The sequence below is a fragment of the Streptomyces sp. F001 genome, assembly GCF_004187715.1.
GTDB lineage: Bacteria > Actinomycetota > Actinomycetes > Streptomycetales > Streptomycetaceae > Streptomyces > Streptomyces flavusporus.
The window spans coordinates 156717-182187 of sequence record NZ_QZWF01000001.1 but is presented as its reverse complement, the minus strand read 5'-3'; the positions used below and the strand labels follow the sequence as shown (position 1 = coordinate 182187).

Below are 25471 nucleotides of genomic sequence, written 5' to 3'. Positions count from 1 at the left end.
GTGTCGTCGACGCACACGGCCACGACCCATCATCGGCGAGTGCGGCCGATGCCGTACGCTGGGCCGGGCGAGCAGGGGGCCACGCGTCGGTGCCGCGCCGGCCAGGAGTTGGTCCAGCAGGTCCCGCGCTCCGGTCCGCGTCCGCGACCACGTGCTGCTTGTACTCGACGTAGGCCTGCGCGCATGGGTGCTGGCGTAGTCGACGTACCGCATCAGCGGGGTGACGAGTGACAGCGCGGCCTGCTGCGCCTCGGGGGACGGGCCCGCGCAGTCCAGCAGCGCGTCCCACAGCACCTGCCGGCCGACGCGGAAGGCGCTGATCCAGTCCTCCAGAGCGAACCCGCGCGGGCCCTGCGCATGGCTGCCGCGCGCTGAAGACCAGGTCCTCGGGGGCGATGTCGCGGTCGCCGGCCAGCGCCGCGAGCTGCATCCGGTAGTGCGTGAGCACCTGGTCACGTACGTCGTCGAAAAACCGCTCGTCTGGAGGGCGTACGACGGGATCTCCGTGCGCATCACCGCGACGGCGGTCTGCGTGACCTCCTCGAGCGGTCCTGGACGGCGTGCAGGATGCGGTGCCGCTCCCGGCTGAGCGTTCGGAGAGTGCGGGGGCGCCCAGGGCGGGTCCGCGAGGCATGGCGCCGATCGTCGCTGTCCGCATCGTGTCCCGTCAACAGGCCCGGCGGCGAGATCCCGGGGAACTGGGCGCGGCGCACAAGTCGGAGGCCGCGAAGTTGGGTGCTCGCACCCAATGTGCCGCCGTAAGGCCCCCACCTACTGTGACGCTCGCTCACCCCCCGCACCTCGGAAGGGGCGTCACTCATGCTCGCGGTCGACGGTATCAGCGTGCGCTTCGGCGGGATCACGGCACTGGACGGTGTCGCCTTCACCGTCGAGCCGGGCACCGCCGTGGGGCTCATCGGACCGAACGGAGCCGGCAAGACCACTTTGTTCAACTGCCTCACCAGGCGCTGCAGCCCTGATGCGGGAACGGTGCGCTTCGAGGACGAGGACCTGCTCGCCCTCCGCGCACTCCGTGGCCGGCGCGGTATCGCCCGCACCTTCCAGAACCTGGGACTGTTCCCGCGGCTCACGGTCCGGGAAAACGTCATGGTCGGCGCCACAGCCGGGGCGCACCGGTCACTTCGCCGCGCGCTCCGGCTGCCCCGCGTCCGCGGGAGGAGAGGGAACTGCGTGACCAGGCGGACGACTTGCTACGGCGGCTCGGCCTGGCGGACGTCGCCGAGCACCCGCCTCCGGGCTGCCGTTCGGCACCCTCAAACGCGTGGAACTCGCCCGGGCGCTCGCGGTACGCCCCCGGCTGCTGTTGCTCGACGAACCCGTCAACGGTCTCAGCCACGGCGAGGTCGACCAATTCGCGGATCTGGTCCGGGCGGTGCGCGAGGACTTCGACCTGACGCTCGTGGTGGTCGAACACCACATGGGGTTCGTGATGGGCCTGTGCGACAAGGTCGTGTGTCTCGACTTCGGGCGCAAGATCGCCGAAGGCCCGCCGGAGGAGATCCAGCGCGACCCGGCGGTCATCGAGGCGTACCTGGGGGTGGCGGCATGAGCGAGGCGACCACCGTCCCACCGAGGCCGGGGCGAGTGCGCGGAGCGGACTTCCTGAAGGTGGTCCGACTGCACGCCGGATACGGCCAGGCCGCGTGCTCCAAGGCTGGACTTCACCGTCGCACGGCGGCGAAGTGTGCGCGATCTCGGACCCACGGCCGGGCAAGACCAACCTGCGGGCCCTGTGCGGCATGGTCGCGGACGCGGCTCGGGACCTTGAACGGTACGGAGCTGCTGGGCGTTCGCCCGAGCAGGCCGCCCGGCTCGGCGTGGCGCACGTGCCCGAGGGCGGGGCACCTTCAACGACTGACCGTTCGAGGAGAACCCTGCGCATCGGCGCCCACGTGCGCCCGGTCGACGGCGGCGGGGCCGCGCCGAGCGTGCGGCGGTGGCGGCCGACTGGAAACGATCTAGGCTACTTCCCCAAGCTGCGTCAGCGGTCCCGCCAGGCCCGGCAGTCCGCAGCGGCGGCGAGCAGCAGATGCTCGCCATCGGCAGGGCGCTGATCTGCGGCCCTCGCTGCTGCTCCTGGAACGAGCCGTCGCTGGGCTCGCGCCGCTGGTCACCGCGAGTTGTTTGATCGTCCGTGCCGTCAACGAGGAGGAACGCACCACCGTGGTCGTCGTCGAGCAGAACGCCAGCTCGCACTGGATGTCGCGCACCGGGCCCACGTACTGGAGGCCGGCCGCCTGGTGCTGTCCGGACCGGCCGACCGATCCGCGAGGACGGACAGGTCGCCGAGGTGTACCTCGGTGTCTCCGTCCGCCGGGGAAGGGCGGTGAGCGCCGTGACCGAGGTACTCCAGCAAGTGGTGGAAGGCGTCGGCTCCGGCGCCGTCTATGCCAGCCTGGCTCTGCCCTGGTGCTGATCCACCGGTTCACCGGGATCGTCAACTTCGCCCAGGGCGAGCTCGCCATGATCTCCACCTATGTGGCGTGGCAGCTCGTGGCGTCCGGGATGTCGTTCTGGCTTGCGCTGCCGGTCACCCTGGTGGTGTCGTTCGCCGGCGGCATGCTGGTCGAACGGCTCGTCATCCGTCCCGTGCGGAACGCGCCCGAGCTGACGACGGTCATCGTCACGGTCGCCTGTTCATCTTCGTGAATGCCTTGGCCGGTCTGATCTGGTCGTTCACCGTGAAGGACTTCCCGCAGCCGTTCCCCGACGGCGGGATGGATCTGGCCGGGGTGCGGGTGGACTGGTCGACGCTCGGGATCATCGCTGTGGCCCTCGTGATGGGCCTGCTGTACCTGCTGTTCCAGCACACCTCCGTCGGCCTGGTGATGCGGGCGGCCGCCTGCAACGCCGTCTCCGCCCGGCTGTCGGGCATCCGGGTGGGCCGGGTGCTGATGCTCGGCTGGGGCTGCCGGACGGTCGGCGCGGTCTCGGGCGTGCTCGTCGCCCGGTGCTGTTCCTGGAGCCCAACATGATGGGCGGGTACTGATCTACGCCTTCGCAGCGGCCACCCTCGGAGGCTTCGACAGCCCGGTCGGCGGTCGTCGGCGGCCTGCTCGTGGGCGTCGCCGAGACGCTGGCCGGGGCGTACGTGGACGTGATCGGAGCCGATCTCAAGGTGGGCGTACCCCTGGTGATCATCCTGGCGGTGCTGCTGATGCGGCCCCAGGGCCTGTTCGGACGAGCGGCGGTGGAGCGCACATGAGCACGATCGTCGCAAACCTCGGCACCGACCGTGCCCGGCGCCTGCGGGCCGCGCTCACCGCGCTGCTCGCCGTGGCAGTAGCCGTCGGCGCACCGTTCTACTTCGCCCCCTTCCAGGTCTTCCAGCTGACCATGGTCCTGCTGTACGCCGTGGCGCTGGCCGGACTCAACCTGCTGGTCGGGTTCGGCGGGCAGATCTCGCTCGGGCACGGGGCGTTCTTCGCGGCCGGGGCCTACACGGCCGCGGTCATGCTCGACCGGTACGACACCGGCCACCTGGCCACCCTGCCCGTCGCGGCCGTCGGATGCTTCCTGCTGGGCCTCGGTTTCGGAGTGCCCGCCCTGCGCCTGCGCGGGCTGTACCTGGCCCTGGTCACCCTCTCGTTCGCGGTGTTCCTGCCGCCGCTGCTCAAGCGGCTCGAACCGGTCACGGGCGGTTCCATGGGCCTGACCGTGGACAAGCTGCAGCCGCCCGCGTGGAGCGGGCTGGCCGAGGACCAGTGGATGTACCTCGTCGTCCTCGCCGTCACTGTGGTGGCCCTGCTGCTCGCCCGCAACCTCCTGCGGTCGCGCGTCGGCCGGGCACTGCTCGCCCTGCGGGACAACGAGAGCGCCGCGGAGGTCATGGGCGTACGGCTGTCCCTGCACAAGACCCTCGCCTTCGCGTGGAGCGCGAGCTTCGCCGGTGTCGCCGGGTGTCTGTACACTGGGTGATCGGCTTCGTCTCACCCGACTCGTTCAGCTTCGTCCTGTCCATCACGCTGCTGGCCGGCCTGGTGGTCGGGGCCTCGCCTCGCTGTACGGACCGCTGCTCGGGGCGGCGTTCGTGATGTACGTGCCGAGCGTGGCCCAGGACATCAGCGACGCGGCGCCCGGTGTGGTGTTCGGCCTGCTGATCATCGCGGTGATGTTCGTGGCTCCGACGGGACTGGCCGGTCTGGCGGGCCGCGCCCGGGGCGCCGCTGCCCGCCGCCTCACCCGCACCACCACCCGCCGCCGACCGCACACCCGAATCAGAACCCCGTCCGCGCCCCCGCACCGCGGATCCCGCACCTGTCGATGCCGAACCCGTGGGCGCACCGCCCGCACGGAAAAGGAATGAATCACATGCGCAAGACGACCGCTCTGCGGGCGGCCACGGCCGCGGCCGCATCCACCGCCCTGCTCCTCGCCGCGCCTGCAGCACCCAGCGCGGGCAGGACGACAAGGACGCCGCTGCCGACGGCGCGGTGCCAGGGCCAACAGACACGGGCATCACCGACAAGACCATCAAGCTCGCGGAATCTACCCGCTGTCGGACCGGCCTCCGCGTACGGCACGATCAGCAAGGGCGTGAGCGCCTACTTCAAGCACGTCAACGACAAGGCGGCATCGACGGCCGCACGTGGAGTTCACCGTGCGCGACGACGGCTACCAGCCCCCAAGGCGGTCGAGGAGGCCCGCAGACTGGTAGAGCAGGAGAAGGTCTTCGCCGTCTTCCAGACTCTGGGCACCCCGTCCACAGCCGCCGTGTGGACTACCTCAACAAGCGGAAGGTGCCGCAGCCCTCGTCGCCACGGTGCCTCCGTCTGGTACGGACGACAAGCACCCGTGGACCACGGGCTGGCAGCCCAACTACGTGTCCGAGGCACGGTGTACGCCAAATACCTCAAGGAGAAAGCGAAGGCGAAGGTCGCCGTCCTCTACCAGAACGACGACTTCGCAAGGATCTGCTCGCGGGTTCAAGGAGCCGTCGCCGGCGGCATCAAGGTGGTTGCCGAGGAGAGCTACGAGGTCACCGACCCCTCCGTGTCGGCGCAGATGACAAGCCTCGCCCGCTCCAAGGCCGATGTGCTGCTCAACATCACCACGCCCAAGTTCGGCAGCCAGGCCCTCGCCGCCGATGCCAAGAACACCAAGTGGAACCCGCTGCACATCGTGAACAACGTGTCCTCGTCCGCCACGGTGCTCAAGCCCGTCGGATTCAAGAACGTCCAAGGTGTGGTCTCGGCGACCTACTTCAAGGACCCGCCGACCCGCAGTGGGCCGACGACGCGGAGATGAAGACGTACAAGGACGCGTTGAGCAAGTACGCGCCCGGCTCGGACCCGGCCAACCAGTTCAACGCCTACGGCTGGGCCGCCGCCTCCAGCCTGCACAAGGCCCTGGACGCGATGGAGTGCCCGACCAGGGAGGGGCTGCGGACGCGGTGCGCAACCTCAAGGACGTCAAGGTGGACATGCTGCTGCCCGGTGTCACCCTCTCCACCGGGCCCGATGACGCCTTCCCCATCGAGACGATGCAGCTGATGCGGTTCAAGGACGAGCGGTGGCAGCTGTTCGGCAAGCCGGTGGACACCCGCAAGGAATTCGGTTCCCCGGCGAACTGAGCCGACGGGGGCGGTCCGAGTCGGTGCCCGACACCTGCGGACCGCCCCCGTTCCTTCGCGCCGTCCGGGATGCGGTGGACCCCGCAGCGTTCGGACAGTGCCTCCACCAGCCAGAGGCTCCGGCCGCTCTCGGCGGCGCCGTGCGCGACAAGCGAGCCGGCAGCGGATCCTCGACGCCGCTCAGTGCTCTTCGCGGAGCGTGGCGGCGCAGGTCAGGAAGGCCTGGTTTCACCGTTACGCGCGTTCGGAGCGGCAGTGGACAGTGGTTGCTCGGCCAGATGGTCTTTCCGTTGCGGCCGTAGCGGGTGCCCCACCGTTCGGACAGCTGGGCCACCAGGAACAGGCCACGTCCGCCCTCGTCGGTGCTTCGGGCCTGGCGCAGGTGGGGGGAGGTGCTGCTGGTGTCCGAGACCTCGCAGATGAGATGGGTGTGCCGGATCAGTCGCAGCAGCACCGGGCCGCCGGCGTACCGGTACGCGTTGGTGACCAGTTCGCTCACGATCAGTTCGGTGACGAAGGCGAGCTCCTCCAGCCCCCACTCGGTCAGCTGGTCCGTCACCAGCGCCCGGGCCCGGCCGGCGGCAGTGGGGTCGGCCGACAGCTCCCACGTGGCCACCTTCTCCGCCGCCAGCACCCGCGTGCGGCCCAGCAGCAGCGTGACGTCATCGGGGGCCGCTCGGGCAGCATCGCGTCCTCCACCGCCTTGCACGTGTGCTCCAACGAGCGGGCCGGACCGGCCAGTACGGTGCGCAGCAGTGCCAAGCCCTGGTCGATGTCCCGGTGGTCGGCCAGGAGCAGCCCATCGCTGCACAGGGCGAGCAGACTGCCCTCGTCCAGTTCGAGGTCGGCGGTCTCGAACGGCAGCCCGCCCACACCCAGCGGCAGCCCGGCGGGCAGGTCGATCAGGCGCACCCGACCGTCCGGCCCAGCACGGTCGGCGGCGGGTGCCCCGCGCGGGCCATGGCGCAGTGCCGGGAGACCGGATCGTAGATCGCGTACAGGCAGGTGGCGCCGACGATCTGGGGGGCGCCTGCGTCGGCCTGCCGCTGTTCGGTGGCCAGATGATCCACCAGGTCGTCGAGCCGGGCGAGGACCTCGTCCGGAGCCAGGTCGAGATGGGCCAGGGTGTGCACGGCGGCGCGCAGCCGTCCCATGGTCGCCGACGCGTGCATGCCGTGGCCGACGACGTCGCCGACGACCAGCGCGACGCGTAGTCCCGACAGCGGGATGACATCGAACCAGTCGCCGCCGACACCGGTGGAGGCCTGCGCGGGCAGGTAGCGGTGGGCGGTGTCGACCGCCGGGTGCTCGGGTACCTCGCTCGGCAGCAGGCTGCGCTGGAGGGCCACGGCCGCCTGGTGCTCCTGGGTGTAGCGGCGGGCGTTGTCGATGCAGAGCGGCCCGGGCGGCGAACTCCTCCGCCAGGGTGAGGTCCTCCTCGAACGGCTCGGGCCGCTGCCACCGCCAGAAACAGACCAGGCCGAGGACGACACCGCGCGCGGCCAGCGGCACCACCATCAGCGAGTGGACACCCAGCGCGATCATCCTGTCGGCCCGCTCAGGGTCGACCAGGAACCATTCGCGGTCGACCTCCACGGCGGGCTGAAGGACCGAACGCCGCTCGGCCAGGCAGCGTCCCTGCGCGGTCTGTTCGGGGAAGGAGAACAGATGGCCCAGCGGGTACAGCACCTGCAGCGCCTCGGGCCGGACGCTGCGGACCGCCGTCCTGCGCAGCGGGCCCACGGCGTCGGGGCGGGTTCCTCCCCATGGGTCACGGGTTCCAGCAGATCCACCGAGAGCGCGTCGGCCAGCGCGGGAACCGCCGCCTCGGCCAGCTCACGCGCCGTCCTGGCCACATCCAGGGTGCTCCCGATTCTGGTGCCGGCCTCGTTGAGCAGCGCGAGGCGCCGACGGGCCCGGTGGCGGTCGGTGACATCCTCGATGATCTCGGTGACGCCGAGCACCCGGCCGGACGGGTCCTGCATCCGGAAGGCGGAAACGGAGACGATCAGTTCCTTCTGAGGGTCCCGCTGCAGCCGGCAGGGCTGCTCGGCGAAGATCACGGGCTGGCCCGTCTCCAGGACCGACCGGAGCCGTTCCTCGACCAGCTGCGCGTCCGGACCGAGCAGGAAGTCGGAGGTGCGAAGTCCGGGGTAGGCCTCGGCCGGCAGCCCGCCGAACCGGGCGATCGCCCGGTTCACCCGCAGCAGGCGCAGGTCCGGGCCGAGAACCGCGACACCGACCGGGACCGGCGGAAGAAGCCGTCCAGCACGGCCCGGTCGACCTCCCACTGGACGACGTCCTCGGCGCGCGAGCCCACGAGCAGCCACTCGACGGTGGAGTCCAGGCGCTGCACCCTCCGGGCGCGGAACCCCACGTACACGCGGTGGCCTGCGCTATGCCGGACCGGCAGCAGCCCGAACCAGCCGCGCTCCCGCAGGCACGCGGCGACCGCCTCGGCGATCAGGGCCTCGTCTCCATCGGCGACCAGGACCTCGCGCAGCGGCCGGCCCAGCACCTCGTCGGCCCGATGCCCGAGGAGGCTCGTGGCCTGCTCGCTCCAGGCGACGACCCGCCCGTGGTCGTCCAGGACGGCGGACGCCGACTGGTAGATCGAGAAGGGGTCCTCCGGGCTCTCGCTGAGCGTCGTCAGGGATGTGTCGTCCATCGCCCCATCAACCTCGCACCGTTCGAGGGACTCGTAGTGCGGTGCGCCGGGCGCTCCCACCCGTCCCCGCGTGCCTGGGCTTGCAGCGGCTCATCCTCAGTATCGGCCGTGCGGGCGCCGCGCGCTTCGTCGTACCGGCTCCGCGGGGCATGCGTTGGTACGCAGTGCCGTGAGCCGCCCACACGGCAGGGCACGGGGAAGCGGCTGTGGCGGCGCCGGCGGAGAGACAGCCGCAGACGCGTCGTAGCGCGTAACGGTGCCGCCGCAGTCCGCACCCCAGTCACTCCGGGGAGTGCGCCCCACTCGTGCTACTCCTGCTCGGGAACGGCCATCTCGCCCAGCAGCGACCAGTCGTCCTGCGGAACGTTCGCGTTCACGATGCGAGGGGTCTCGACCAGATGCGGCGGCAGCGTCTGCTGTGCGGCCTTGAAGTGCGCCGACTGCACGTGAGCAGCGCCTGCTTCGTCATCGCGGAAGGCCTCGACCAGGACGTACTCCGTGGGGTCCGTCACGCTTCGCGACCAGTCGAACCAGAGGCAGCCGGGCTCCCGGCGTGTGGCTTCGGTGAAGTCGGCGGTGATCTCCGGCCACTGGTCGGCATGCTCGGGACGGACTCGGAACTTGGCGGTGATGAAGATCATCAGACTCTCTCCATGGACGTATGTCGATCGGCTGCGGGCCTGCAGCAGGTGACGGCGGTCGGCACGTGCGGCCGGTCCGGTAGGCCCGGCGGTGCGGTCGAGCGGGGCGGCAATGGCACGAGCGACGCCGGCCGTCGAACAGGCGGTGGCCGACTCGTGCCCGCCGGCCAGGACCTTGGCGACCAGATCCTACGGCGCCGGCCGGTGACCGGCAGGCCGCCCGCACCTGGAAAGTGCCCGGTACGGGGGGGATCGGTCCGCCGTGCTCTGCGGGTGCTCGAGGCGGTCGCGGCGGGCGGTGACGGCATCACCGCCAAGGCCGTCGCCCGGCGCGCGGGCCTCACCCTCCTGACGACGTACCGCCTGCTGCACACCCTGGTCCACGAGGGCTGTCTGGTCAGGCTCCACCAGTCCCGCGGGTACGGGCTGGGGTACAAACTCACCGGCCTGCACCGGCGCCTGTGCCGGCAACTCGAGGTGACCCGGGGTGCTCGGTGTGCTCCACCAGGCTCCCCACGCCACGGCTTTCGGCAAGGTCATGTTGTCGTCGTTGCCGGCCGAGCGGCGTCGTGACCACCTGCGGCAGCAGGGACTGCCCCGGCTCACGGGGGAAGGTCGCGGGGGCCCTGGCCACGTCCATACCTGTGGAGTTGTTCGAGCAGCGGCATCGGCAGCTCGGGATGCCGTGCGCGCCGGCGCAACCCGCGTCTCGCAGCTGATCGACGGCACCGCGCAGCCGTAGGCACGCTCCGCGAGCACACCGGGCGAGCTCGGCAGGGTGCGGACCGCCCGGACGAAGCGGCCCTGCGCAAAAAATCAGCGGGTGGGGTCGAGAAGGATCTTGCGGACGCCGTCGGAGCGGCCTGCGAACAGTTCGTACGCTGCCGGGCCTTCGGAGAGGGCGAAGCGGTGGGAGACCACGACCTCGGGCTTGATCCGGCCGGCCGGGTGAGGGCGATCAGGGAGGGAGTTCGTAGTGGATCGAGCAGAGCCCGATGGCGAACTCCAGTTCCTTGACCTGTGCCAATCCCATGTGGATAGGAACGCCTTGCTGTGGCTGACCCCGATGACGCTGACCCGGCCGGCCTGCCGGACGGCCTTGAGGGCGAGATCGATGGTGGCGTCCGAGCCCACGGCCTCCACCACGGCGTCCGGCCCGCGTCCGCCGGTCAATGTCCCGTACGGCCGTCCGTGCGTCCTCGCCCTCGACCGGCTCGACCCCCAGGGTGGCGGCGAAGGCGCAGCGCTCCGCGACCAGGTCCGTGCCAGCACCCGCGCGGCGCCCATCGCGAAGAGCGGACTGGGCGGCCATGAGGCCGACCGGGCCGAGGCCGATGACCAGGACGGTCTCACCGGGCTGGATACGGGCACGGCGGCAGCCGTACCAGGCCGTGGGCGCGTTGTCCGTCAGGACGACGGCGGCCTCGTCGGAGATGCCCTCGGGCAGGTGCACCAGATTGACATCGGCGTACGGCACCGCCAGCGCCTGGGCCTGGCTGCCCGGAAGCTGCGGGCTGACTCCGTAGCAGAGCTCCGTGCTGGACTTGGCGCGCTCGCACCGGGCGGTGAACCCGGCCGCGCACGACCGGCACAGGGTGCAGCCGGCCGAGGCGGGCACCAGAACCCGGTCGCCGGGCTTGAAGCGGGTGACCTGGCCGCCGGTGTCGACCACCACACCGACGCACTCGTGTCCCGGCGTGTAGCCCAGTTCCGGGCTGAACGGGTTGCCACCGTAGATGTGCAGGTCACTGCCGCAGATGCCGGCCGTGGTGACCTGGACGACCGCGTCGGTGGGGCTGGTGACGGCCGGGTCGGGGACATCCCGTAGCGGATGTCATGACGGCCGTGGTAGCTCAGTGCCTTCACCGGATTCCTCCCCCTCCGCCCGTCAGTCCGCGATCTTCAGGACCAGCTTGCCGTGGTTCTCACCACGGAACAGCCGCATCAGGGTTTCGGGGAACGCCGCCACTCCACCGGACACCACGTCCTCAAGGGACTTCAGCCGGCCCTCCGCCCGCCACGTGGCCAGCTGTGCGACGCCCTCGGCGTACCGGTCGGCGTAGTCGAACACCACCATGCCCGTCATGGAGGCGCGGTTCACCAGCAGAGACAGGTAGTTGGCAGGGCCTTGCGGCTTGGTGCTGTTGTACTGGGAGATCGCGCCGCAGACGACGACACGGGCACCGCGCGCCAGCCGCAGCAGCACGGCGTCCAGAACGTCACCGCCGACGTTGTCGAAGTACACGTCGACGCCGGCGGGGGCATGCTCGCGCAGCGCCTTGCGCACGTCCTCGTTCTGGTAGTCGATCGCGGCGTCGAACCCGAACTCGTCGACCACCAGCCGGCACTTGGCCTCGCCGCCGGCGATGCCGATGACCCGGCAGCCCAGGATCTTGGCGATCTGCCCGACGACGCTGCCGACCGCCCCCGCCGCTCCGGAGACGACGACGGTCTGGCCGGGCTCGGGACGCCCGATGTCGATCAGGCCGAAGTAGGCCGTCAGTCCCGACATGCCGAGAGCACCGAGATACGTCGGCAAGGGGCCATCGCCGGGTCGACCTTGGTCACGCCGAGTCCGTCCGACACGCAGTACTCCTGCACGCCGAACGAGCCGACACATGGTCGCCGACCGCGAACCCGGAGTGCCGGGAGGCGATCACCCTTCCCACTGCGCCGGCGCGCATCACCTCGCCGATCTCCACCGGCGGATGTAGGACCTGCCCGCGTTCATCCAGCCGCGCATCGCCGGGTCGATCGACAGACAGAGCACCTGCACCAGGAATTCCCCGTCGCCCGGCTGCCCGGTCGGCTCCTCGACGTGCTCCCAGTCGGTCGGCCGCGGCTCTTCCACGGGGCGTGCGGCCAGGCGCACCTGGCGGTTGATGCGGCTCATCTCCGGCGGCTCCTTCGGGACATACCATCCAGTCGGTATGGATGGTGAGCGTACGGGTGCCATGCCGTCGGAGACAAGAGGGGGCCCGGTGCGACGTACGGTTCATGCACGCGGCCGGCCCCACTCGCGCCCCGTATCGCGTGTCGCGCCGGCCCGCCGCCTGCAGCGGAGGCCGGTCCGGTGTCAGTGCCAGCCGAAACGGCGGTCGACCAATGCCGCGAACTCCTCCAGGGTCAGTACCGCGTCCCCGTTCTGGTCAGCGGCGTCGAACAGCGCGGAGGAGGCATCGGCGTCGCCCACGCCCCAAAACGGCAGATCCCCCGACGCGGCAAGAGACGGGCCCTTCGTGCGCAGGGCGGTGATCACCTCTTCGCGGGTCAGGGTCCCGTTCTGGTCGAGGTCGAGTGCCTCGAACAGCTTCCGGGCCTTGTCGCTCATCTTGACGTCCTCGTTCCCCTCGTCGGCGGGGCGGGCCGACCCGCCCGCTCCCAGACGAAAACGTCTCCGCTCCGGACCACGTTCCCAGCCTCCCGGCATCCCTGCCGCCGTTGCGGTACGCCTGCGCCCCAAGTGACAGCGGGAGCCGTTCTTGGGATCAATCCGGGTCCTTTCCGGGCTCCGAGCTTGCGGATGCTCGTGAACGGTTCAGCAAGGGCAGGGCCGTCAGAGGAAACACGACCACCGACAGCAGGCCTGCCGCCACCAGCGCGGCGGCGTTGGCCGGCCGGATCGCGTCCAGCTTCAAGCCGATCGTTGTCGCGGCCACGATGACGGGGAGGGAGGTGGCCTGCAGGAGTCCGCTGGCCATGATCTCCGCGCGCGAGAGCCCGGCGCTGCGGTAGGCCAATGCGGGCAGTCCCCGAACGAGGAGCAGCGCGGCAAGGAACATCGGTACCCGCAGCACCGTCTCAGCGTCCGCGAACAGGGCTCCTACGTCGAACTGGATACCGCTCGTCACGAAGAACACCGGGACGAGGAATCCATAGCCGAGGCCCTCCAGTTTGACGTGGAACTGCGGGTGTTCCGTTCGGCGTCGGGGTCGACCAGCCGTAGTACGGCCCCCGCGATGAAGGCACCCAGAATGGCCTCGAATCCCAGGTGCAGGGCGACCGCGGACAGGCCGACAATCAGAGCCATTGTCAAGCGGACCCGGACTTGGGCGCTTGTGTCCGCCAGCTTCACCACGGCCCCGGACAGCCACATGGAGCGTCCTGCACGCATCGAGGCCACCATGACGAGCGCACCAGACAAGCGAGGCCGAGCAGGAGAAGCAGCCTGGAGGCCGGGCCCGACGCATGCTCGGAGAAGAACAGCGACAGCAACACCACGGCGCTGATCTCTCCTGCCGAGCCGCCACCGATGGTCAGTTGGCCGACCGGCCGATCGACCGCGTCGGCGTCCTTCAGGATCGGGACCAGAAGACCCAGAGACGTGGCCACCAGCGCGGTTCCGATCAGCAGCGGGCTCTCGACCAGCCCGGCGATGTGCAGCCCCAGCCGACGGTCGCGGCCAGCGCAAGTGTGCCGCCAGACCCATACCGATGAGCCGTGCCACGGCCCGCGTAGCTGCTGGAAGTCGATCTCGAGCCCGGCAAGGAACAGCAGGAAGCTCAGGCCGATGATCGACAAGGCCTGAACGATGGCGTCCGGTTGCACCACGTTCAGCACCGCCGGGCCAAGGACGATCCCGGCCACGATCTCGAGGACCGGGCCCGGAAGAGGGACGCGGGGCATCACCGCGAGGAGGAACGGGACACCGGCGGACACCGCGAGAACGATGACCAGATTGTCGTACGACATCGTGACTCCGGCGGCCGTCGGTGGGCAGCCCTCGGGCGCATGTCACCTCAAGCCGAGCGTGTGGGGCCCTGCCTGACAGTTGTAGAAGTCCAGGCGCCTGTGCGGTTCGCCGCGTCAATCCCTCGCGCGAGTGGGAAGCCGCCAGCCTGGGCGGACAAAGTGGCAGGTGTACCCGTCGGGATAGCGCTCCAAGTAGTCCTGGTGCTCGGGCTCGGCCTCCCAGAAGGGTCCGACAGGTTCGATTTCTGTCACAACCGTGCCGGGCCACAGGCCAGAAGCGTCGACATCGGCGACGGTGTCCTCCGCCACTTTCCGCTGCTCTCGTCCACGTAGTAGATGGCCGAGCGGTAGCTGAGACCGATGTCGTTACCTGGCGGTTCTTCGTCGTCGGATCGTGTATCTGGAAGAAGAACTCCAGGAGCGTGCGGAAGTCGGTCCGGTCGGGATCGAATGTGATCTCGATCGCCTCGGCGTGTGTGCGTGGTTGCGGTACGTGGCGTTGGGCACGTCACCGCCGGTGTAGCCGACGCGGGTCGACGTCACTCCGGGCAGGCGTCGAATCAGGTCCTGCATGCCCCAGAAACACCCGCCTGCCAGAACGGCCCTCTGTGTCTGTCCTGTCATCTCGGTCCTCCGCGTTTGTGTTGTCGTCGTTTCCGAACGGACTGCGGTAATCGGCAGGAGACGGCTTCTGGGTTTTGCGGTACCCGGATATTGTCCTCCTTTCGCGTTGAGCCGGAAGCGCACCGGGCTGGTGCACGCAGCTCAAGCGCCGGACAGGCAGTGCCGGATGTCAGTGGTTGGCTGGTGCATTGTTGAGTGCGATGAGAACCTCCTGGGCGTGCGGGGTGGAGGCGATGTCGCCCAGCGAGAGCAGACCCACGATGCGACCCTCGTCCACGACGGGCAGCCGGCGCAGTGCGTGGTCACGCATGACGTGCTTGCTCACACAGTGACGTGTCGGGGGTGACGGTGACGAGGTCCCCGGAGGCGGCCTCCAGCGCTGTGATGCTGCCGGCAATCAGACCTTCGGCGATGACGCGGACCGCGATGTCGCGGTCGGTGACCAGCCCATGGAGGGCGTCGTCGCTGATGACCAGAACGCAGCCGACGTCGGCCTCCCGCATGCAGGCTGCCACCGCGGTCAGCGAGGTGTAGGGCTCGACCGTGACGACGTCGGTGGTCATGGCGTCGCGTACCAGCTTCACGGGTTCCTCCGCTCTTCAGTGATGTCTTCAGTGATGTGATCCATGACGTGGTTCTGAAGCCATACCACTCCGGAGCCTTTTTCTGCCGAGATGCTGTGCTGTGCGATGTCCTGGAGAATGGAAACCGCCTGCTTCGGAGAATGGGGGCACGACATGCCCATCGTTTCGCGCGGATTCCACGGCCGAGCGCGGGAAACCCGGCACAGACTTCCTCCTGGGCAGTACGAGACCACCGACTTCCCCGTTCTGTCCGCAGGACCCACCCCCAGGGTGAACCCTGACGAATGGGAGTTCACCATCCGCACAGAGACGGGCACACGGCACAGCTGGAACTGGGCGGAATTCACTGCGTTGCCCAGCCAGACTCCGACCGTTGACCTGCACTGTGTCACCAAGTGGTCGAAGTTCGACACGGAGTGGCAGGGAGTTTCCTTGGACGTCCTTCTGGAGGACGTGGAGACCAGTGCCGACTACGCACTGGTTCACTCCTACGGCGATTACACCACCAACGTGCCCCTGGAGGACCTCCTCGACGGGAAGGCATGGATCGCCTACCGCTACGACGGCGAGGAACTCGCGCCGGAGCACGGCGGCCCCGCCCGACTGCTGGTTCCGCACCTGTACTTCTGGAAGTCCGCCAAGTGGGTGCAGCGCATCCAACTGCTCGATGAGGACGAACGGGGATTCTGGGAGAACATCGGCTACCACGATTATGGGGACCCATGGCGCGAGCAGCGGTATCAGGGCGACTAGGGGACCGGCTGCGCTGGACGACAGCCCGCCTGACCGATCGGCGTATCGAGTCCGACGCTGCGCGCACCCTCGTCTTCGAGGTGCCCGGCTGGCCGGGTCATCTGGCGGGGCAGCATGTCGATGTGCGACTCACGGCGGAGGACGGCTACAGCACACAGCGCAGTTACTCACTGGCGTCGGCACCCGACGGCGAGAGCGTCGAGCTGACCGTGCAGCGTGTCGATGACGGCGAGGTCTCCCCGTATCTGACGGACGAACTGGCAGTGGACGACGTGGTGGAACTGCGCGGACCGGTCGGCGGCTGGTTCGTGTGGCGGCCCGAGCAGAAGGAGCCGATTCTGCTGGTGGGCGGCGGCTCGGGCCTGGTGCCGCTGATGGCGATGATCCGCATGCGCCGCGCGGTCGGCAGCCGTACGCCCTTCCGGTTGGTGTACGTCGTGCGCAGCCCTGAGTACCAGCTCTTCGTATCCGACTTGAGAGGGGACGATCCGGGCCTCGACAAGACGTACCTCTATACCCGCTCCACCCCGGCCGAGTGGCCGCGGCCCCCCGGGCGGTTCACCGCTTCGGAGTTGTCGAACGCCGGGTGGCCACCGGACTTTGAACCCACTTGCTACGTCTGCGGTTCCACCGGCTTCGTCGAAACGGCCGCCGGCCTGCTGGTGGCCCTCGGCCACCAGCCCGGCCGTATCCGCACCGAGCGTTTTGGATCCAGCGGATGAGGAGCTGAATCTCCATGACCGTGACGCCGGACTTCCTTGACGGCAACGCCGCCGCCGGGATCTCGAAGCCCTGTTCGGAACCGATATGACCGTGGTTTCCGGACGATGCCGCGGCTGCGGTGAACAGATGGTGCTTGCCCAGACGCACGCTTACCTCGATGGTCCCGGGATGGTGCTGCGCTGTCCCGGCTGCGACAGGGTTCTGCTTCGCCTGGTTCGCTCTCCCACCGAGATGTGGCTCGACGCCGGCGGACTGGACTACCTCAAGATCCCGCACCGGCATGACTGCCCGCGAGAACGACCGCCTGCAGGATCTCGCCGCGCGAGTACGTACCCCCGATGTCGTCGATGCCATGGGACGGATGCACCGTCACCGGTGTCACATCGACGACCTGGTGAGCCCGACCCCGGGCCGTGTCCTCCTGGGCCCCGCGGTGACGATCTCGTTTCTCCCTGCATGCGGGAAGCACTCCCACCTGAGCAGTTCAATTTCCTCCGGCTGTTCCATGACGCCATCGCACAGGGCGCACAGGGGCGGGTGCTGGTCCTGGCCGGCAACGGGCATACCGGCATATCGCTCGGAGGCGGAACAAAGCTCTCGCTGGTGGCGGTACATGGTCTTGCCGGGGTCCTGGCCGACGGCCGTCTCCGGGACTTCGTCGACATCGCGACGTACGACTTCGCCGCCTACTGCTTGGGGAGACGAGTAAATGGGGCGGTGACGTGGTGACGCCGTTCGAGGCGAACCGGCCGGTCGTCGTGTCCGGCGTGACCGTCCGCCCGGGTGATTACGTGTTCGCGGACGCGTCCGGCGCTGCCCGTCATCCCCGCTGCACAGGTCCTCAGCGTGTTCGAGGAGGCCAACCGCATCGCACAGGACGAGGCAACGTTCGTCGAGAGCATCCGTCGCGAAAACCCTCCGACTAGCTCACGCAACTTGGATGACCGTCTTGCCGACTGTTCCCTTCTTCGTGCGGAACGCCTCCGGCGCCCGGTCCAGAGGAAGGACGGCACCCACCAGCGGGCGCAGCCGGCCCTCCGGTGCCGGCCGATGATCTCGAGGAGGTGACTGCGGTCGGGTTCGACGATGAAGTACATGGCCCGGCCGTCCTCGGGCCGCACCTTCGGGGATGGGCGATGGTCACCAGGGTGCCGCCGGGCCTGACCACGGCGGCCGAGCGGGCGAGGACCTGCCCGCCGATGGCGTCGAAGACGAGGTCGACGTGGCCCACGGTCTCCTCCCACGCCGGCTGTTGAAGGTCGAGGAAAACCTCGGCGCCGAGCTCCAGTACCTGCTCCCGGCTGCCCTCGCGCCCCGTCCCGATCACGCGCGCCCCGGCTTCGCGGCAAGCTGTGTCGCAGCCATTCCCACGCCCCCTCCCGCTCCGTGCACCAGCACGCTCTGCCCGGCCTCCAGCCTTCCGTGTACGAACAGGCCCTGCCAGGCGGTGAGGCCCGGCATCGGCAGAGCCGCCGCCTGGACGTGGTCGATTCCCGAGGGCAGTGGCGCCAGGTTGCGCGCTTCCACCGCCACGTACTCGGCGAGAGTGCCGTCCCGGTTCCAGTCGGTCAGCCCGACGACACGCTGACCGGCCGACAGCCCGGTCGTGCCACCGCGACCTCGGCGACCTCACCCGACACCTCGTGTCCCGGAATGACGGGCGCTCGGTCCCGGCCGCCCGGTCGACCCAGGTGGCCGGCCAGGTCAGCTCATCCGGAGTGAAGCAGGCCGCGTGCACCTTTACGATCACGTCGCCCTCGCCCGCGTACGGGTACGGTGCCTCTTCCACCACCAGGCCGTCGACGGCGGCATCACGGTCGTGGGTTCGCACGGCCTTCATCGGGGCTCCTTCCGGCAGCGAGGAGACTTCCCCACCGTTCCAGGATGACGGCGTGGCGCCCTCGGGGCGATCCGGGGCGGCGCCTCGCACGGCCTGAAGGTGGGCCGATCACGGTCGGGAGTTGCTCCGTACCGGGTGCTTGCTCATGATCGAGACCCGGTTGAACGCGTTGATGGTGATCGCCACCCAGATCACCGCGGAGATCTGGTCCTCGGTGAGTGTCTCGCGCGCCGAAGCGTAGGCGGATTCCTGTGTCGTGGCGTCGGCGGGGCTGGTGACGGTCTCCGCCAGAGCGAGTGCGGCTCGTTCCGCGGGCGTGAACAGTTCGGTGTCCCGCCAGGCAGCCAGGACCCCCAGCCGCTGGGGGTGTCGCCTGAGCGCAGGGCGGCCCGAGTGTGCGTGTGGAGGCAGAAGGCGCAGCTGTTGATCTGCGAGACGCGCAGGTTGATCAGCTCTACGAGGGTGCGGTCGAGTCCGGCGTCGGCAGCGACGGCACGGACCGCCTCGGACGTCTGGACAAGGGCGTCGTAGGCCTTTGGGCTCTGCTTGTCGATGAAGATCCGCTGAACCGCCGGTTCCGTCGTGCTGCTGCTCAACCCGGGACTCCTTCGGTGATGGCGCCCCGTCCACGTGGTGCGTGGTGTACGCGGTCGTGGGCTCCGTATACTCGGGACAAGTTGTTCCATTTTAAACAACCCCTTGGGGTGGGCGAGAGGCGGCATCCGATGAGCAACATGGAAACGGACCCCGTGGAGATGCTGTGCGGAACGGACGCCGAAAGAGGGGCGGAGAAGCCGCGCGTCGAGGTGATCTCTCCGCGCGAGGTGCCGCTGGGCGGGCCGCGGGCGATGACCGTACGGCGCACACTGCCGCAGCGCGCCCGGACGCTGATCGGAGCGTGGTGCTTCGCCGATCACTACGGCCCCGACGACGTCTCTGCCACCGGTGGCATGGACGTCGCCCCGCATCCGCACACCGGACTGCAGACGGTCAGCTGGCTGTTCAGCGGGGAGATCGAGCACCGCGACACGCTCGGCAGCCATGCTTTCGTACGGCCAGGTGAACTCAACCTCATGACCGGAGGACACGGCATCGCCCACTCCGAGGTTTCGACGCCGCGGACCACGATCCTGCACGGCGTGCAACTGTGGGTGGCCCTGCGATGAACACCGGCATACCGAAAAGGACTTCCAGCACCACGTCCCCGAGCCCGTGCACATCGACGGAGCCGAGATCAGGGTCTTCCTCGGCTCGCTCGCGGGCTCCGTCTCCCTGGTGCGGACCTTCACGCCGCTGCTCGGCGCCGAAATCGCCCTCGAACCCCGCGCATCGGTCACGCTCGCCGTGGACCCCGGTTACGAGCACGGCCTCCTCGTCGACCACGGCGACGTCCGCATGGCCGACACCCTGCTGCGTCCGGCGGACATGGGCTACGCCCACCCCGGCATCGGCGCCCTGACGCTGACGAACGAGTCGGACGTCAGGGCCCGCACGGTCCTGCTCGGAGGGCCCCCCTTCGAGGAGGAGATCGTCATGTGGTGGAACTTCATCGGCCGCAGCCATGACGACATCGTCCGGCCCGGGACGACTGGCAGAAAGCCTCCGAACGCTTCGGCACCGTCAAGGGGTACGACGGCGACCGCCTGCCCGCCCCCACCCTGCCGAACGCCACGATCACCCCGCGCAGGAACCCGCCCCGGCACTGACGCCACTGAATTCGCCCTGCAGTGGCCCGTCGGCTCAATTGCGCAGACGCCCGATGAGAAGTCGACGAGTGACGATCACCTCAGCGTGAGCCGGTACGCCAGCGGTGACCTGCCGGTGATCAGCACGCGGATGCCGTCCGGTGTGAGGGAGCCGTTCATCCACGAGTAGCGTTCGCCCGGCTCGACCACCGGCGGCTGCTTGCCGCCCTTGCCGTTGCCGGGGCCGAACTCGATCCGGTCGTCGCCGACGGTGTACGCGGCCTCGCCGCTGACGAGCTGGTAGGTGTCGGTCTGGCCCGCAACGGGTTCGAGCCCGTCACCGGTCAAGGTGCCGCCGCGGCGGAAGCACAGCTCCAGTGCGAGGGGTACCGGACCGGGAGACGTCGAAGTCCAGTTCCCAGCCGCCGCCGCGTACTTGACGCACCAGTACCTCGGTGCGCAGGTCCGCCACTCCTTGGGGCGGTGCGGGAAGTCCATCGCGGACCAGAAGCGTCCGTCGTTGCTGAGCGGATAGTCGCCGTCGGGCCGGCGGTGCTGCGGCGGCAGGGGCTGGTGGAACGCGGCCCGTACCTCGGCGTGCAGCCGCCAGCCGCCGTCGACCGGCTCGAGCCCTTCGGCACGGAAGTGACCGAGGGAGAAGAACTGCGGCGACAGGCGCAGCGAGTCCAGGATCGCCGCGCCCTTGCGCATCTTGAAGAACGTGGGATTGGTGGACAGGCCCGAGGAAATGGCCCGCACCTCGGGAAAGTCGGTGCCGGCGAAGACGGTCGCGGTGCGGGTGCCCCGGCGTACGCGAACCAGGCGGCAGTCGGGGTCGTGGTGCACAAAGTTCTCGGGAAGCGGTGCCTGTGACGGCAGCGGGCGAGCCAGCTCCGGGCGGTCCAGGACCTCCGCGAGCCGGTCGCCCAGCGGTGTCTCCCGAAGGTCTGGTCCGTGCCGCGCTCCTGCAGCAGGGCGGCCACGGCGGCGAAGCGGGCGTCGCCGTCATGGATCGCCAACTCCCGGTACTGGAGCCAGAATTCAGGCAGGTAGCGCAGGGCCGTCTGGTCCTGGCGCCGCGAATGCACCGACTCCACCTCGCCGTTGGGCTCGATGACGTAGAGGGTGGCCTTGAGATTGGCGCGTACGGGGGCGTACAGATCCGTACGGCCGTAGTGGCGGGCCAGGGTGAGCAGGGCGGGGTTGGTGACGACGGCCGAGTAGGTGGGGCTGCGTTCGCTGTACTCGCCGCCGGGCAGCAGGTCGATGCCTCGGCCAGCCATGCGTCGATGCGGCGGGCGTACGCCGGGTCGGGCCGGCGGCGGTGGATCCGGGCCAGTGCGGCGCACCAGCCAGCGGTGGTTGGCGGTGTGCACACCACCGGTCGCAAGACCCGGGCCCGCCTTGTCCAGCACCTGCTCGACGACGCTGCGCACGGCTTCGGTCGGCCGGTGCCCGTCGCGGTCCAGCAGGGCGTACGCCAGATTCAGGTCGACGACCGAGAAGGCGGTGTCCGGTGGCGAGTGCACGGCGCCCTGGTCGTACAGGCCGTCGTCGTGCTGCTCCTCGGCGAGAGTGCCGGCGAGTTCGCGGAGCGGGCCGAGCAGGTCGGGGGAGTGGTGGTACGCCGACTCCTTGTGCACATAGACCGAGGTGAACGTGCGCAGCGCGCGGGCCGCGGCCCGCGCCCGGCCCCGGTCGCGCAGGTCGGTGATGGTTTCGCCGTACGTCGTGAGCAGCCCGGTGACGCGCTGGTCGGCGGCCTCGGTCAGCAGGGCGAGGAAGCCGGCGTCCGTGTGCGGTTCGGCCGCGGCGGGCGCGCCGCTGATCCGGTGGCCGCGCGGCCGTGGCGGTCGTGGCGAGGAACGTTCTGCGGGCGATCACATGCTCTCCAGTCGTACGTCGACGGACGTCAGAGCCAGGGCCAGCGGCCCCGGTGCGAGAAAGGCCAGCGGCAGCAGCATCCAGCCGCACAGCGCGGCCGCCACGAGGGCGAGCAGGACCAGGCCGCTGCCGCCCGGATCCCGTACGGCGTCCCGGGCCGCCGTACGCACGGCCGCGGGCCAGTCGGTGAGTGACTCGGGGCGGGCGCACGCACGCAGTCCGACGACCGCCGCGCACGCGCCGATCGCGCCCGCCGCCACGGCGAACAGCCGTGCTCCGGCAGCCCGCGCCCGCGAGGGCCAGGTCCGCGGCCAGCAGCAGCACGCCCGCGAGGAGCACCGCACCGGCCGCCAGGTCACCTGTGCGCAGCCGCTGCGCAGCAGGGTGAGATACCGCCCCGCCGTTGCGGGCCGGTCCTCGCGTACGCGCGCAGGACGGCGCACACCGTGGAGAACGCAGCCGGCACGGTCACCAGCGGCAGACAGGCCACGGCCGTGGCGAGGCCGACGCTGAGCATGTCCGCGAAGAGGGTCGCGCGGGGCGAAGAGCTCGCCCGGCTCACGGGTCGTACGCGTACGGGCGCTCATCCCTTGACCCCCGAACTGGCCATGCCCTCCACGAGGAACCGCTGGAAGGCGAGGAAGAACAGCACGATCGGCAGCAGGGCGATCACCGACATCGCGAACATCGGACCGAACGACGACTGGCTGGAGGCGTCCACGAACGCCCGCAGGGCCAGCGTCAGCGTGAACTTCTCGGGCGAGAAGAGATAGATCAGCTGGGTGAAGAAGTCGTTCCACGTCCAGATGAACGTGAAGATCGCGGTGGTGATCAACGCGGGGCGGGTGAGCGGCAGGATGACCAGGAGGAAACTGCGGAACGGCCGCAGCCGTCGATGCGCGCCGCCTCCTCCAGCTCACGTGGCAGCCCGCGCATGAACTGCACGATGAGGAAGACGAAGAACGCCTCGGTGGCGAGGAACTTGGGCAGGATCAGCGGCCAGTAGGTGTTCACCATGCCGAGTTGGTTGAAGATGATGTACTGCGGGATCAGCACCGCGTGGTGCGGCAACATGATCGTGGCGATCATGAAGGCGAACAGCGGGCCCCGGAAGCGGAACCGCAGTCGCGCGAAGGCGTACGCGGCCAGCGAGCACGACAGGACGTTGCCGACGACCGCGCCGCCCGCGATCAGCAGGGAGTTGGTGAGCAGCCGGCCCACGGAGACGTCGTTCACACCGTCCAGGGCGGTGGAGTAGTTCGACCACTCCAGGCGGCTGGGCAGCAGCTGAAGGCTGGCGATCACCTCGTCGGCGGGCTTGAGCGAGGTCGCCACCAGCCAGGCCAGCGGTACAGCATCACCAGCACGCGGCCAGACAGCCGGCGTGCAGGGCGACCCGTCGCCAGGCAACGGGCTTGCGGACAGCGGGAGTTGCCGTAGTCATCGGGCTCCTCCATCGGTGTCGGAGGCGTAGAAGACCCAGGAGCGCGAGGTGCGGAACAGCAGGGCGGTCACCGCGCCGATGACGATCAGCAGCACCCAGGCCATGGCGGAGGCGTAGCCCATGTGGGAGGCGACGAAGCCACGGTCGTAGAGGTAGAGCGTGTAGAAGAGCGTCGAGTCGGCCGGCCCGCCCTTGCCCGCGCTGACCGCGAAGGCCGGGGTGAAGACCTGGAAGGCCTGGATCGTCTGGAGCACCAGGTTGAAGAAGATCACCGGGGACAGCATCGGCACGGTGATGGACAGGAACTGCCGCCACCGCCCGGCCCCGTCGACCTCCGCGGCCTCGTACAACTCTCCGGGGATCTGCTGGAGTCCGGCCAGGAAGATCACCATCGGCGCCCCGAACTGCCACACCGTCAGCAGGGCCACCGCGAGCAGCGCCCAGCCGGGCTTGTTCACCCAGCCGCCGGTACCGAAGAGGTTGTCGACCGTGCCGCCGTCGTTGAAGATCGCCCGCCACACCAGGGCGATGGACATCGAGGCGCCGAGCAGCGAGGGCGCGTAGAACGCCGAGCGGTAGAAGCCCTTGCCCGCTTCATGCCCTTCAGGGCGAGCGCCACGACGAGTGCGAGCCCCAGTTGCAGGGGCACGGCGATGGCGACGTACGTCAGGGTCGCGACCACCGAGCGCCAGTAGCGCGGGTCCTCGGTGAACATCTGCGTGTAGTTGCGCAGCCCCACCCAGCTCGGCGGGTTGAACAGGTCGTAGTCGGTGAAGGAGAGGTAGAGCGAGACGGCCATCGGCAGCAACGTCAGGACGCAGGCACCGAGCACCCAGGGGGAGAGGAACACCCAGGCGGCGCCCTCGCGTCGGCGGCGCGGGGTTTGTGTGCCGGGGCAACGCCCTTCGGGCGTACCGCGGTTGGTATCTGCGTGGTGGTCATGACCTCAGCTCCGCCTTCGCCTCGGTGATGTAGTTCTCGGCCGCTTCACGGGGTGACATCCGCTCGTACGAGACCTGGTCGTAGTCCCGCTGGAAGGTGGTCTGCAACGCGCTGTCACCCGACGGGGGCGCCTGGGGCGGATCGTTGAGCTCGCCTTCGAGGGTGGTCTGGAAGTCGTGGATGGTCCGGTCGAAGTCCGTGAGGGACCCGGCGGTCTCCTCGCGGAGGGTCTCGTTCACCGGGATGCTGCGGGTCGCGCCGAGGATCTTCGCGGCGCCGGGGTCGTTGAGCATGAAGTCGATCAGCAGCGCGCCCTCTTCGGGATGCCCGGAGTCGGCGGAGACGCCCATGAACATCGACGGCTTGAAGTACTGTCCGGGTGTGCCGTCCTCGCCGGACGGCATCGGTGCGAGCGTGACGCCCTCGCCGACGAGCGGGACGAAACCGCTGGCCGGCGCGTCCCAGTTGATGTCGGCGATGGCCTTGCCACGGCCGAGCGGGGTGTTCTCGACGGTGCCGTCGAGCTGGGTCTGCTCGGCGGGCGAGACGGTGCCTTCGCGGCGGAGCTCATCGGTGAACGTCCACCAGCGGGTGAGGTCGTCGGCGGTGAAGCCGAGTTTGCCGTCCTCGGTGTACAGGGACTTGCCCTGGCCGCGCAGCCACACCTCGAAGGCGTCCTCGCTCTGGCCCGGGTCGGTGGCCGCCGGTCGGCCGGTCTTCTGCGCGAGGGTGCGCATGGTGTCGGCCCACTCGCTCCAGGTCCAGTCCCCGCTCGGCAGGGGAACGCCGGTGGCCCGCCACGTCTTTGCGTCGTACACGACGGCCTCGGTGCCACGCCCCTGCGGTACGGCGTACTGCTTGCCGTCGACGGCACCGGTGGCGAGCAGGCCGGCATCGATCTCGTCCGTCCGCAGCACGGACTTCTGCCGGCCGAGGTCGTAGAGGACACCGCCGGACGCGTACTGCTCGATCATGCGGTAGTCGAGCTGCATCACATCGGGGGCGTCGCCGCCGGCGGCCTGGGTGGCGAGCTTCTGCTTGTAGCTGTCGTATCCGGAGAACGAGGTCTGCACCTCGATGTCCGGGTGCTCCTTCTCGAAGAGCTCGATCGCCTGCTCCGTCCTGGCCGCCCTGTCCGGATTGCCCCACCCAGGTGTAGCGGAGCACGACCTTGCCGGACGAGCCGCTCGTCTCGGCGGAACCGGAGCAGCCGGTCAGCGCGCGCACAGCACGAGCACGGCTGCCGTGAGCCAGGACCTCGTCGTTCTGCTTCCTGGCACTACGGGCATTCCGGGCATGCGGAGTCACCCCTCTCCAGACACTAGAAAGCGCTTGCACCGTTCTGCGACCCTAGAGACGTCCGGATGTCACGACAAGACCCCTGCACCGCCTCATCGG

General features: G+C 69.5%; 23 protein-coding genes and 13 pseudogenes. 18 read left to right on the top strand and 18 right to left on the bottom strand.

Translation table 11 applies throughout. From position 1 onward, the window contains the following. Positions 1 to 220: 220 nt before the first annotated feature. From StrepF001_RS00840 to StrepF001_RS00810, 10 genes and pseudogenes are all read left to right on the top strand, one after another. Positions 221 to 589 carry a hypothetical protein gene (locus StrepF001_RS00840; protein ID WP_129796395.1) on the top strand — a complete coding sequence of 123 codons (369 nt, stop codon included), beginning with the start codon at positions 221 to 223 and terminating at the stop codon, positions 587 to 589. Positions 590 to 819: 230 nt separating this feature from the next. Beyond that, positions 820 to 1089, top strand: a pseudogene (locus tag StrepF001_RS46970) (ATP-binding cassette domain-containing protein); the annotation flags it as partial. A 193-nt stretch (positions 1090 to 1282) separates the two neighbouring features. Then, on the top strand, positions 1283 to 1570 hold the full coding sequence (locus StrepF001_RS46965; protein WP_240797228.1) for a hypothetical protein: 288 nt from the start codon (positions 1283 to 1285) through the stop codon (positions 1568 to 1570). A gap of 860 nt (positions 1571 to 2430) precedes the next feature. Further along, positions 2431 to 2670 (top strand): hypothetical protein, encoded by a 240-nt coding sequence (locus StrepF001_RS46210; protein ID WP_206306748.1) that lies wholly within the window; start codon positions 2431 to 2433, stop codon positions 2668 to 2670. Next, positions 2667 to 2996, top strand: coding sequence for a hypothetical protein (locus tag StrepF001_RS46205; protein WP_206306747.1), 330 nt, complete (start codon positions 2667 to 2669; stop codon positions 2994 to 2996). Before StrepF001_RS46210 ends, StrepF001_RS46205 begins: the two co-directional genes overlap by 4 nt. A gap of 83 nt (positions 2997 to 3079) precedes the next feature. After that, positions 3080 to 3226 (top strand): hypothetical protein, encoded by a 147-nt coding sequence (locus StrepF001_RS46200; RefSeq protein WP_206306746.1) that lies wholly within the window; start codon positions 3080 to 3082, stop codon positions 3224 to 3226. After that, a complete protein-coding gene (locus tag StrepF001_RS46195; RefSeq protein ID WP_206306745.1) occupies positions 3223 to 3939 on the top strand; it encodes a branched-chain amino acid ABC transporter permease in 717 nt (238 codons plus the stop codon). Before StrepF001_RS46200 ends, StrepF001_RS46195 begins: the two co-directional genes overlap by 4 nt. Before the next feature lie 115 nt (positions 3940 to 4054). Next, entirely contained in the window at positions 4055 to 4327 is a 273-nt protein-coding gene (locus tag StrepF001_RS46190) for a hypothetical protein (RefSeq protein ID WP_206306744.1), read from the top strand. Between the two features lie 5 nt (positions 4328 to 4332). Beyond that, positions 4333 to 5268, top strand: a complete 936-nt coding sequence (locus StrepF001_RS00815; RefSeq protein WP_165396120.1) for an ABC transporter substrate-binding protein — start codon at positions 4333 to 4335, stop codon at positions 5266 to 5268. 115 nt (positions 5269 to 5383) lie between these two features. Then, positions 5384 to 5593 (top strand): hypothetical protein, encoded by a 210-nt coding sequence (locus tag StrepF001_RS00810; RefSeq protein ID WP_129796393.1) that lies wholly within the window; start codon positions 5384 to 5386, stop codon positions 5591 to 5593. 274 nt (positions 5594 to 5867) lie between these two features. On the opposite strand, the pseudogene StrepF001_RS00805 reads toward StrepF001_RS00810, so the two are convergent. Together StrepF001_RS00805 and StrepF001_RS00800 are read right to left on the bottom strand one after the other, a co-directional pair. Continuing rightward, a pseudogene (locus StrepF001_RS00805) lies at positions 5868 to 8261 on the bottom strand (SpoIIE family protein phosphatase); the annotation flags it as partial. A gap of 308 nt (positions 8262 to 8569) precedes the next feature. Then, positions 8570 to 8902 (bottom strand): putative quinol monooxygenase, encoded by a 333-nt coding sequence (locus tag StrepF001_RS00800; RefSeq protein WP_129796392.1) that lies wholly within the window; start codon positions 8900 to 8902, stop codon positions 8570 to 8572. On the opposite strand from StrepF001_RS00800, the gene StrepF001_RS49330 reads away from it, so the two are divergent. Beyond that, the gene (locus StrepF001_RS49330) at positions 8861 to 9475 is read left to right on the top strand and encodes a helix-turn-helix domain-containing protein (RefSeq protein WP_346656890.1); all 615 of its coding nucleotides are present in this window, start codon (positions 8861 to 8863) and stop codon (positions 9473 to 9475) included. The genes StrepF001_RS00800 and StrepF001_RS49330 overlap by 42 nt on opposite strands. Positions 9476 to 10000: 525 nt before the next feature. On the opposite strand, the pseudogene StrepF001_RS46955 reads toward StrepF001_RS49330, so the two are convergent. The 9 genes and pseudogenes from StrepF001_RS46955 to StrepF001_RS49925 all read right to left on the bottom strand — a co-directional run. After that, a pseudogene (locus StrepF001_RS46955) lies at positions 10001 to 10189 on the bottom strand (alcohol dehydrogenase); the annotation flags it as partial. A 235-nt stretch (positions 10190 to 10424) separates the two neighbouring features. Next, positions 10425 to 10640 (bottom strand): annotated as a pseudogene (locus StrepF001_RS46950) (alcohol dehydrogenase catalytic domain-containing protein); the annotation flags it as partial. Between the two features lie 150 nt (positions 10641 to 10790). Then, positions 10791 to 11795: pseudogene (locus StrepF001_RS00785) on the bottom strand (NADP-dependent oxidoreductase). A gap of 183 nt (positions 11796 to 11978) precedes the next feature. Next, positions 11979 to 12233 carry an EF-hand domain-containing protein gene (locus tag StrepF001_RS00780; RefSeq protein WP_129796391.1) on the bottom strand — a complete coding sequence of 85 codons (255 nt, stop codon included), beginning with the start codon at positions 12231 to 12233 and terminating at the stop codon, positions 11979 to 11981. A 157-nt stretch (positions 12234 to 12390) separates the two neighbouring features. Further along, positions 12391 to 13092 carry a cation:proton antiporter gene (locus StrepF001_RS49325; protein ID WP_276322790.1) on the bottom strand — a complete coding sequence of 234 codons (702 nt, stop codon included), beginning with the start codon at positions 13090 to 13092 and terminating at the stop codon, positions 12391 to 12393. Next, entirely contained in the window at positions 12974 to 13561 is a 588-nt protein-coding gene (locus tag StrepF001_RS49320; RefSeq protein ID WP_165396118.1) for a cation:proton antiporter, read from the bottom strand. The genes StrepF001_RS49325 and StrepF001_RS49320 overlap by 119 nt, the downstream gene beginning before the upstream one ends. Positions 13562 to 13708: 147 nt before the next feature. After that, positions 13709 to 14218 (bottom strand): annotated as a pseudogene (gene msrA, locus StrepF001_RS00765) (peptide-methionine (S)-S-oxide reductase MsrA). A 169-nt stretch (positions 14219 to 14387) separates the two neighbouring features. Next, positions 14388 to 14528: a CBS domain-containing protein gene (locus tag StrepF001_RS49930; RefSeq protein ID WP_346656889.1), complete on the bottom strand. Its 141-nt coding sequence runs from the start codon at positions 14526 to 14528 to the stop codon at positions 14388 to 14390. Next, positions 14521 to 14802 (bottom strand): CBS domain-containing protein, encoded by a 282-nt coding sequence (locus tag StrepF001_RS49925; protein WP_346656888.1) that lies wholly within the window; start codon positions 14800 to 14802, stop codon positions 14521 to 14523. Before StrepF001_RS49925 ends, StrepF001_RS49930 begins: the two co-directional genes overlap by 8 nt. Before the next feature lie 153 nt (positions 14803 to 14955). Between StrepF001_RS49925 and StrepF001_RS00755 the strand changes: the two genes are divergently transcribed. The 5 genes and pseudogenes from StrepF001_RS00755 (at position 14956) to StrepF001_RS49920 (ending at position 17204) form a co-directional block, all read left to right on the top strand. Next, complete coding sequence (locus StrepF001_RS00755; RefSeq protein WP_129796388.1) at positions 14956 to 15555, top strand: sulfite oxidase-like oxidoreductase; 600 nt, start codon at positions 14956 to 14958, stop codon at positions 15553 to 15555. Further along, complete coding sequence (locus StrepF001_RS00750; RefSeq protein ID WP_129796387.1) at positions 15525 to 16277, top strand: ferredoxin reductase; 753 nt, start codon at positions 15525 to 15527, stop codon at positions 16275 to 16277. The genes StrepF001_RS00755 and StrepF001_RS00750 overlap by 31 nt, the downstream gene beginning before the upstream one ends. An 85-nt stretch (positions 16278 to 16362) precedes the next feature. Next, positions 16363 to 16494 (top strand): annotated as a pseudogene (locus StrepF001_RS49315) (DUF6510 family protein); the annotation flags it as partial. Between the two features lie 240 nt (positions 16495 to 16734). Then, on the top strand, positions 16735 to 17007 hold the full coding sequence (locus StrepF001_RS49310; protein ID WP_276322799.1) for a hypothetical protein: 273 nt from the start codon (positions 16735 to 16737) through the stop codon (positions 17005 to 17007). Further along, positions 17001 to 17204 carry a hypothetical protein gene (locus StrepF001_RS49920; protein WP_346656887.1) on the top strand — a complete coding sequence of 68 codons (204 nt, stop codon included), beginning with the start codon at positions 17001 to 17003 and terminating at the stop codon, positions 17202 to 17204. Before StrepF001_RS49310 ends, StrepF001_RS49920 begins: the two co-directional genes overlap by 7 nt. A gap of 1 nt (position 17205) precedes the next feature. Here the strand turns inward: StrepF001_RS49920 and StrepF001_RS00735 are convergent. Then, positions 17206 to 18073, bottom strand: a pseudogene (locus StrepF001_RS00735) (NADP-dependent oxidoreductase). Here StrepF001_RS00735 and StrepF001_RS46940 point away from each other — a divergent pair. Beyond that, positions 18011 to 18166 (top strand): hypothetical protein, encoded by a 156-nt coding sequence (locus tag StrepF001_RS46940; RefSeq protein WP_240797321.1) that lies wholly within the window; start codon positions 18011 to 18013, stop codon positions 18164 to 18166. The pseudogene StrepF001_RS00735 and the gene StrepF001_RS46940 sit on opposite strands and share 63 nt — an antisense overlap. Positions 18167 to 18226: 60 nt before the next feature. Here the strand turns inward: StrepF001_RS46940 and StrepF001_RS00730 are convergent. Further along, positions 18227 to 18714 (bottom strand): annotated as a pseudogene (locus tag StrepF001_RS00730) (carboxymuconolactone decarboxylase family protein). Between the two features lie 129 nt (positions 18715 to 18843). Here StrepF001_RS00730 and StrepF001_RS00725 point away from each other — a divergent pair. Next, a pseudogene (locus tag StrepF001_RS00725) lies at positions 18844 to 19824 on the top strand (pirin family protein). Between the two features lie 75 nt (positions 19825 to 19899). Here StrepF001_RS00725 and StrepF001_RS46185 read toward each other — a convergent pair. The 5 genes and pseudogenes from StrepF001_RS46185 to StrepF001_RS00700 form a co-directional block, all read right to left on the bottom strand. Beyond that, the gene (locus StrepF001_RS46185) at positions 19900 to 20649 is read right to left on the bottom strand and encodes a hypothetical protein (protein WP_206306742.1); all 750 of its coding nucleotides are present in this window, start codon (positions 20647 to 20649) and stop codon (positions 19900 to 19902) included. 1034 nt (positions 20650 to 21683) lie between these two features. Next, positions 21684 to 22130, bottom strand: coding sequence for a hypothetical protein (locus StrepF001_RS00715; protein WP_240797226.1), 447 nt, complete (start codon positions 22128 to 22130; stop codon positions 21684 to 21686). A 140-nt stretch (positions 22131 to 22270) separates the two neighbouring features. Next, positions 22271 to 23131 (bottom strand): annotated as a pseudogene (locus StrepF001_RS00710) (carbohydrate ABC transporter permease). Beyond that, a pseudogene (locus tag StrepF001_RS00705) lies at positions 23128 to 24073 on the bottom strand (sugar ABC transporter permease). The pseudogenes StrepF001_RS00710 and StrepF001_RS00705 overlap by 4 nt, the downstream one beginning before the upstream one ends. Further along, positions 24070 to 25371 (bottom strand): annotated as a pseudogene (locus StrepF001_RS00700) (ABC transporter substrate-binding protein). Before StrepF001_RS00700 ends, StrepF001_RS00705 begins: the two co-directional pseudogenes overlap by 4 nt. Between the last annotated feature and the right edge of the window lie 100 nt (positions 25372 to 25471).

Excerpts from the sequence above, each read along its gene's own strand:
- StrepF001_RS00755 (WP_129796388.1), top strand. The coding sequence starts at position 14,956 with ATGCCCATCGTTTCGCGCGGATTCCACGGCCGAGCGCGGGAAACCCGG.
- StrepF001_RS00750 (WP_129796387.1), top strand. The coding sequence starts at position 15,525 with ATGGCGCGAGCAGCGGTATCAGGGCGACTAGGGGACCGGCTGCGCTGG.
- StrepF001_RS00800 (WP_129796392.1), bottom strand. The coding sequence starts at position 8,902 with ATGATCTTCATCACCGCCAAGTTCCGAGTCCGTCCCGAGCATGCCGAC.
- StrepF001_RS46195 (WP_206306745.1), top strand. The coding sequence starts at position 3,223 with ATGAGCACGATCGTCGCAAACCTCGGCACCGACCGTGCCCGGCGCCTG.
- StrepF001_RS49310 (WP_276322799.1), top strand. The coding sequence starts at position 16,735 with ATGCGGGAAGCACTCCCACCTGAGCAGTTCAATTTCCTCCGGCTGTTC.
- StrepF001_RS00780 (WP_129796391.1), bottom strand. The coding sequence starts at position 12,233 with ATGAGCGACAAGGCCCGGAAGCTGTTCGAGGCACTCGACCTCGACCAG.
- StrepF001_RS49330 (WP_346656890.1), top strand. The coding sequence starts at position 8,861 with ATGCTCGGGACGGACTCGGAACTTGGCGGTGATGAAGATCATCAGACT.
- StrepF001_RS46190 (WP_206306744.1), top strand. The coding sequence starts at position 4,055 with ATGTACGTGCCGAGCGTGGCCCAGGACATCAGCGACGCGGCGCCCGGT.
- StrepF001_RS49325 (WP_276322790.1), bottom strand. The coding sequence starts at position 13,092 with ATGCGTCGGGCCCGGCCTCCAGGCTGCTTCTCCTGCTCGGCCTCGCTT.
- StrepF001_RS00815 (WP_165396120.1), top strand. The coding sequence starts at position 4,333 with ATGCGCAAGACGACCGCTCTGCGGGCGGCCACGGCCGCGGCCGCATCC.
- StrepF001_RS49930 (WP_346656889.1), bottom strand. The coding sequence starts at position 14,528 with ATGCGTGACCACGCACTGCGCCGGCTGCCCGTCGTGGACGAGGGTCGC.